This is a genomic window from Nitrospirota bacterium, assembly GCA_016214385.1.
Taxonomy (GTDB): Bacteria; Nitrospirota; Thermodesulfovibrionia; order UBA6902; family JACROP01; genus JACROP01.
The window spans coordinates 1-6,580 of sequence record JACROP010000014.1; the positions used below are offsets into that span (position 1 = coordinate 1).

Below are 6,580 nucleotides of genomic sequence, written 5' to 3' on the forward strand. Positions count from 1 at the left end.
AAAGGGCGCTAAGTGTCCTTTTTGAGTGTAATTTTGATGTAAGGGTCTTACTTCTACCTCAAGGAGAAGACCCTGATAGTTTTCTCAGAAAAAAAGGCGCCGAAGCCTTCAAGGCTTTGTTAGATGGGGCAAAGTCTTTCGTGGATTTCTTTCTTGCGGACAGGAAAAATGAAGGGCTTGTGGTTGCGCGTGAGGCCCTTGATGTAATCTCAAAGATACCCGACCGCATGCTCCAGGGACATTATATAAAGACCCTCTCTGAGAAACTTAAAATAAATGAACTTTTTTTACGAGAGGAACTTAAAAGACAGTCGAGGGTCGGGAGTCGGCAGTCGACAGCTTATAAGGATATATCCACAAAGACAGGCCAGATACCTAAGCATGAAGAGTACATCCTGCAATTAGTTCTTAAATCTCCGGAAAGGGCAAGACTCCTTTCCGAGGAAGATTTCGATGATCCTGTCAGTAAAAACATCTTTAAAAAGATTAAGGGTGGCTTAACAGAGTATGACGTCTTGATTTCTCAGTGTGACGGGAATGAGAAGGCCTTGCTTGCGGAGCTTTTTTTCAAGGAGGACATTGAGGATCCAGATAAGACCTTTGAAGATTGCCTCCAGCACCTCAAGAGTAAAAGGCTTGCATGTGTACTGCACGACCTTCAAGATAGAATAAAAGAGGCTGAATCCAGAAAAGATGGTGAGGCATTAAAGGCGCTTCTATTGGAAAAACAGAAACTCCTTAAAGAGGTAAGGCTATGACAGAGCACTTTGATATCTTTGACCTTGAAGATGAAAAATACGGAGAAATACTCGAAGAAAAGATCGAAGAAGAGCTTATCGAAGAGCCCGAACCACGATACGAATATGAAAAGGAAATAATAATTGATGATCCGATAAAGATATACCTCAGGGAAATGGGTGTAGTCCCTCTGCTTACTAAAGAGGGCGAGGTAGAAGTGGCCAAAAGGATAGAGGAGGGAAAAAAGAAAATAGCGAGAGTAATTTTTACTCTGCCCTTTACAATGAGGAAGATTTTCTCCTTTGCTGATATGCTCAGGCGATCAGAAGCTGATATAAGAGGTGTAGTTTCGGTCTGGGAGGAAGAGCCTGAAAAAGAAGAGAGAGAAGTAATCGAAAGATTTTTGAATACAGTTAAAAATATCAGAAGCTTACACCTCAGGAGAAAATTTTATCTCAGGAAGTTTGAGCAGGAATCAAACGCTACGACGCGAAAGCAAATAATAAATGAACTTAAAACTAACAGATACGATACAGTAAGCAAAATGTTAGAGCTAAATTTAAAAGAAGAAGTAGTGGAGGCATTATCCCAGCAATTTAAAAAATCTGTGGTGCGAATGGATGAGATTAACAGGAGGATTAACAGCATCCATAAAAAGATTAAAAGGCCCCTTGAAGAACTTGAAGATGAAGGCAAGTTCTGCCGCCTCGAGAAACTGACAGGCAAGAGACGCGAGGAGATTGAAAAGCTCTCCAGGGAATATAAGAGCCTGAAAAAAGAGATGTTCCAGATAGAGTCAAATTTTGGTCTCCCGGGTTCTGAAATGAAGAAGGCTTTGAGGCTTCTCGAGGAAGGTGAAAAAGATGTTCAGGAAGCGAAAAAGATTCTTGTGGAGGCAAACCTCAGGCTTGTCGTCAGTATAGCAAAAAAGTATATGAGTAAAGGGCTCAACCTTTCCGACCTCATACAGGAGGGGAATATTGGTCTAATGAGGGCTGTTGATAAATTTGAATATAAGAGGGGATATAAATTCAGCACGTATGCTACGTGGTGGATAAGGCAGGCTATTACAAGGGCCCTCGCAGATCAGGCAAGGACAATAAGGATACCCGTGCATATGGTGGAGACGATGAATAGACTTACAAGGATTTCCAGAGAACTTGTACAGGAACTGGGGAAAGAGCCGGGTGCTGAAGAGATAGCCAAGAGAATGGGTATGCCGATTGATAAAGTAAGGGCTATCCTTAAAATATCCAAAGAACCTATATCCTTAGAAACGCCGGTTGGGGAAGAAGAGGACAGTCACCTGAGGGATTTCATTGAAGACAAGGTCACTCTTTCTCCGCTGGACACTGCTATTCAGGGTGATTTACAGGAACAGATAAAAAAGATTCTTGGTACACTGACCCTGAAAGAGGCCGAGATTATAAAAAAACGTTTTGGCATAGGGGATGGCTCATCCCACACACTCGAAGAGGTAGGACAGGAGTTCGATGTTACAAGAGAGAGAATAAGACAGATAGAGGTCAAGGCTCTGAGAAAATTGAGGCATCCTGCAAGAAGTAGATGGCTTAAAAGTTTTATCGAGAACCCATAGGGTTTACTTTTTCTCCTCCTTTAGAATAAAATTTCATTAAGAACTATACGTTAGCTAAATTCGGGCCCATAGCTCAGCTGGAAGAGCTACCGGCTCATAACCGGTTGGTCCCAGGTTCGAACCCTGGTGGGCCCACCAGTCGAGCAGTTATCGGTAGAGGTAATTATAAAAGCTGTCACGTAACGCAGGGTCGAGCCCAAGAGGCTCAGTGAGTAGTTATTTTTGCTGGAGGAAAAGGTGAATGAACATCTCAGGCTTCTGGTGAATCTTCAGGGGGTTGATACCGCTATTCTTTCAATAGCGGATAAGATAGAAGCACTGCCCAGGAAAATAGAAAAGGCTAAAGCTCCATTGAAGGACGCACATGCTGCCTTTGAAAAAGTAAAAATAAAATACGAGGAACTCAACAGGAAAAAAAAGCAGAAAGAAGGAGGGTTAGAGGAGGCGCAGGAAAAAGTTAAAAAGCTGAAAGCGAGGGCTTCTGAGATTAAGACCAATAAAGAATATCAGGCACATCTTAAAGAAATAGAGAGGGCGGAAAAAGAGAAGTATCAAATCGAGGATGAAATTATTTCAGCCATGGAGGCCCTCGATGTCCTGACAGCGGAACTTAAAAAAGAGGAAACAAAAGTAAAAGAAGCCGAAGCAGCTTTTGCTACTGAGGAGAAAAAACTCGAAGAAGATAAGATGGTGCTGCACAGAGATATGGAAGATTATAAAATAAAAAGAAGAGAGCTGGTCAGAATTATAGATGAGGAGATTTACGAAAGATATATGAGTCTAATTAATTCTAAAAAAGGATTGGCTGTAGTGCAGACAAAGGATGAAGTGTGTACGGGCTGCCATATGAACATCCCGCCCCAGCTTTATAACGATATAAAAAATAACGACTCCATTCTTACATGCTCCCACTGTAACAGGATTTTGTATTTTTCTGCAGGCAATCTTGAGGGAGATTAATTGAACAACATTTACAAGAAAAATTCCTTCGTGATTTATTGTGATGGTGCATCCAGTGGTAACCCTGGGAATTCCGGTGTTGGGGTTGTTATTATAAGTAATAATAAAATTTATAAGTTGTCCGAATACATAGGAGTTGCGACCAATAACTTTGCAGAGTATTCTGCCTTAATAAGAGGGCTTGAGGAGGCAAGTGTTTTGGGAGCAAAGAGGATAAAAATTTTTCTCGACGCCGAGCTCCTCGTTAAACAGCTTAAAGGACTTTACAGAGTAAAGAGTCAAAACCTTTGGCCCTTGTGGAGAAAGGTTCAGATACTCTTGAAGGGTTTTGACAGTTACGAGTTGAATCACATACCGAGAGAGTTAAACAGAGAGGCCGATTCACTTGCAAAAGCAGCGATCCCGAAGCATCGGGACAAAGCAGGCGAGGAGAGTGACAGGTAAGTGAGTGGACTTTTTGGCTGTTAAATTGTTAGACTATTTTTAAATTACTATGGATGACCATAAATTAAGAGTCTTTTGCACAGTTGCTGAGACAAAGAGTTTTTCAAAAGCCTCTGAAATTATTCACCTCACCCAGCCTGCAGTAAGTCTTCAGATACAGGCCCTCGAAGAGTTGTACGGGATAAAGCTTTTTGACCGCTCAAGTAGCGCTGTGTCCCTTACACGTCCAGGGGAGATACTCTATAAATATGCAAAGGAAATCCTTTCCCTTTATTCATCGGCAGAGAAAGAGATAAGCGAGATTACAGGTCTTGTAAAAGGCAGTGTGACTATTGGAGCCAGCTCAACAATTGGTAATTACCTGCTTCCTGGCGTAATAGCGGACTTCAGGAAAAAATATCCAAAGGTTAAAGTGCATCTTTTTATTGGAAATACAAAGAGGATTGTTGAGTTATTGAGTTCAGGCAACATAGATGTAGGGCTTGTTGAAGGGGATGTGAACAGGCAGAAAATTATTGTTGAGAGGCTCCTGTTAGATGAACTGATTCTCATTGTGCCACATACACATCCCTGGGCAAAACATGCAAACATATCAATCTCGGAACTTCCAAAGGAAGCCTTTATATTCAGGGAGGAGGGCTCAGGGACAAGACAGGTAGTTGAGAAATACCTTGCAAAGTATGATATTCTGCCACAGAATTTGAAAATATCCCTGATCCTCGGCAGTACCGAAGCAATAAAAGGCGCTGTGGAGGATGGAATGGGAGTATCTATAATTTCGAGGTGGGCAGCAAAGAAGGAGAGTCGCTATGGAAGCCTCAAGATAGTCACAATCAAGGAAGAAAAATTTGTAAGGGATTTTTCTCTCCTTTATAATAAAGGGAATTATTCATCCCACACACTTACGGAGTTCCTGTCTTTCTTGAAGTCATATCCTTTCGATAAACTTCTTAACGCGTGAGAAGTAAGAAGTTCTTAATTTCCCATCACTTAAATAGGAAAGAGGGTCCCTCTAACTTCTTAAACAATGCAATTTGTAATGCTGAATCCTGACCTGTCGTCAGAACAGGTTTATTTCAACATCTAATAAAATCAGTCCTGAATCAAATTCAGGACTGCCAGAGAGTTTTACACTTTAATTTTTTTCAAAAATTCTTCTTGACAACTCTATTAAACTCCTCTATATTTTTCCCAAAATATTTAATCTACTGTTAATGAGGTATTTACTTTGCACAGACAGACAGACAGACAGACAGACAGACAGAATTTAGGGCTTATCAGAATAGAACCCGTTTAGACAGAAGGCCATAGCATATTCTTGTTATGGCCTTTTTAATTTTTGTATTTGTATAGGGGGATTACTGTGAGAAAGTATAGTTCTTCGAAATGTGTTGTTCTTCTTTTATTAGTTGTTAGCCTAATTGTCTTTTCTTTCAAAGACCGTGTTCACACAAAAGCCGATGCAATGGGTATGTCTCTCGAAACCAACCCTCATGGCATAGTCATAAATCCATTTACAAACCAAGCAGTTGTTATCAGCGAAAAGGAGGGACACGGCCATCATTCTGAAAACTACGGTGTTGTCTCTGTAATTGACCTTGATACACAAACAGTAATCTCAACCATCACTGTTGGCAAAGAACCAAAGGGTGTTGCCATTGATAGGGAGCTAAATATTGCCCTTGTGAGTAACGGTAAGGATGATACTGTCTCTGTTATAGACCTTAAAAACTATCAAGTAATCTCAACAATCTCAGTTGGCAAATCTCCAGAAGGCATAGCAGTAAATTCTTTAACCCATACAGCCCTTGTAGCAAATCATAAAGATGACACAGTCTCTGTGATTGACCTGTTGAATTATAGTGTAATAGGAACCATCCCTGTTGGCAGAGAACCGAAGGATATAGCAATAGACTCAACCCTTAATCTTGCATTGGTTGTAAATGAAAAAGACTACAATGTTTCAATAATTGACCTCAACACCTATCAGGTAACAGGCACAGTTCCAGTAGGAAAGAAACCACAGGCAATAGACATAAATCCTGAGACCCATATAGCAGCAGTTGTTAATGAGAAAGATAACTCAATAACAGTCATAAATCTTCAGACTTGGGAGACTTCTACCATTCAAGTTGGGAAACATCCCATAGATATTGCCATCAATCAACTCGATAACCGAGCCCTTGTAATCTGTGATGAAGACAGAAGCCTTCTTCTCATTGACCTTGATACAGAGAAAATAATCGAGAATTACTCTTTGAACAAGAAACCCAGAGGAGTTGCAGCAAACAACTTCACAAACATAGTAGGAGTCACCGATGAAGAGACAGACAGCCTCACATTAATTCAGCTTCCAAATCCAGTCCCTGAGATAAGCTCCCTGAACCCTTCAACAGTTTACAGGGGAAGTGAGGCGAGCATTATCATTGAAGGAAACAAGTTCATCAAGGCATCGAAGGCATATTTTGAAGGCCGGACTTTAGAAACAACTTTTGTTGATAATCATCGTCTGGATGCAAAAATTCCAAAAGACCTGCTTCTTAAGACAGGGACATTCCAAATATCAGTTGTAAATCCTGAACCTCAGGGAGGGACATCAAACAGTGTATCACTTCAGGTCAATAACCCAGTTCCCCAGCTATCAATCCTTGATCCCTTAGAGACAATGGCAGGAACACAGGGATTGACCCTCACAGTCTATGGCATGGGTTTCTTTGATGACACAACGGTCTATATAAATAATATACAAAGGCCCTTCACACTCATAAGCCAGACAAAACTCCAGATAGAACTCACAGCAGGAGACCTTGAGGTGGGAGCATACCTTGAGATAACAGCATC

At 41.0% G+C, this 6,580-nt stretch carries 6 protein-coding genes and 1 tRNA gene; all 7 read left to right on the plus strand.

From position 1 onward, the window contains the following. On the plus strand, positions 1 to 758 hold a 758-nt coding region (locus HZC12_00825; protein MBI5025278.1), incomplete at its 5' end, for a hypothetical protein. Next, positions 755 to 2,335: an RNA polymerase sigma factor RpoD gene (gene rpoD / locus HZC12_00830; protein MBI5025279.1), complete on the plus strand. Its 1,581-nt coding sequence runs from the start codon at positions 755 to 757 to the stop codon at positions 2,333 to 2,335. The genes HZC12_00825 and rpoD, both read left to right, overlap by 4 nt. A 62-nt stretch (positions 2,336 to 2,397) precedes the next feature. Further along, a tRNA-Ile gene (locus HZC12_00835) sits at positions 2,398 to 2,473 on the plus strand. A gap of 99 nt (positions 2,474 to 2,572) precedes the next feature. Then, the gene (locus HZC12_00840) at positions 2,573 to 3,295 is read left to right on the plus strand and encodes a hypothetical protein (GenBank protein ID MBI5025280.1); all 723 of its coding nucleotides are present in this window, start codon (positions 2,573 to 2,575) and stop codon (positions 3,293 to 3,295) included. A 30-nt stretch (positions 3,296 to 3,325) separates the two neighbouring features. Next, complete coding sequence (locus HZC12_00845) at positions 3,326 to 3,739, plus strand: ribonuclease HI family protein (GenBank protein MBI5025281.1); 414 nt, start codon at positions 3,326 to 3,328, stop codon at positions 3,737 to 3,739. 49 nt (positions 3,740 to 3,788) lie between these two features. Continuing rightward, positions 3,789 to 4,700: a LysR family transcriptional regulator gene (locus tag HZC12_00850; protein MBI5025282.1), complete on the plus strand. Its 912-nt coding sequence runs from the start codon at positions 3,789 to 3,791 to the stop codon at positions 4,698 to 4,700. A gap of 402 nt (positions 4,701 to 5,102) precedes the next feature. Next, positions 5,103 to 6,580, plus strand: a 1,478-nt coding sequence (locus HZC12_00855; protein ID MBI5025283.1) for a YncE family protein, incomplete at its 3' end; no start/stop codon positions are given.

What these genes read in the sequence shown, in the direction of transcription:
- rpoD (MBI5025279.1), top strand. Translation starts at nt 755, where the DNA reads ATGACAGAGCACTTTGATATCTTTGACCTTGAAGATGAAAAATACGGA.
- HZC12_00850 (MBI5025282.1), top strand. Translation starts at nt 3,789, where the DNA reads ATGGATGACCATAAATTAAGAGTCTTTTGCACAGTTGCTGAGACAAAG.